1 pseudogene is annotated in these 747 nt (G+C 64.4%); it reads left to right on the top strand.

The annotated features are described in order from the left end of the window. A pseudogene (locus QN357_RS19145) lies at positions 1–747 on the top strand (IS3 family transposase); the annotation flags it as partial.

Raw genomic sequence — 747 nt, 5'->3', positions numbered from 1 at the left:
GATGTTGTCGCGGTCGCCCGGAAGCACGAAGCCCCGCTGAATCAGATCGCGAAGGACTTCGGGATCTCGGAGTCCTGCCTGGCGAACTGGCTCAAGAAAGCCGACGTCCAAGAAGGCGTCAAGCCCGGCGTGACCGAGAAGGAATCCGCGGAACTGCGCGATGCCAGGAAGCGCATCCGGCTGCTCGAGCAGGAAGCCGAGGTCATGCGGCGGGCCGTGGCCTATCTGTCCCGGGACGTCAACCCAAAATGATCTACCCGCTGGTCCGTGAACTGGCCGTCGACGGTGTCCCCGTCACGGTGACCTGCCGGGTGTTGCGCTTCTCCAAACAAGCGTTCTACCAGTGGAAGCGCAACCCAGTCTCCCAGCGCGACTGGGACGACGCCCACCTCACCAACGCCGCCTGGGACGCTCACCGGGACGACCCTGCGTTCGGATACCGGTTCATCGCCGACGAGCTCCACCAGGCGGGCCTCAGCGCCAGCGAGAACCGGGTCTGGCGGCTGTGCTCGCAGCAGCGGCTCTGGTCCGTGTTCGCGAAGAAACGCGGCCTCACGCGCAAGGCCGGCCCACCCGTCCACGACGACCTCGTCGAGCGGAAATTCACCGCGACACGCCCGAACCAGCTTTGGCTGACCGACATCACCGAACACCGCACCGACGAGGGCAAGCTCTACCTCTGCGCGATCAAAGACGTCTACTCGAACAAGATCGTCGGCTACTCCATCGACTCCCGAATGAAAGCAT

Source organism: Cryobacterium sp. RTC2.1, from assembly GCF_035018685.1.
Classification (GTDB): Bacteria; Actinomycetota; Actinomycetes; order Actinomycetales; family Microbacteriaceae; genus Cryobacterium; species Cryobacterium glucosi.
The sequence above is the reverse complement of the archived record's forward strand: the minus strand, read 5'-3'. Positions and strand labels throughout refer to the sequence as shown.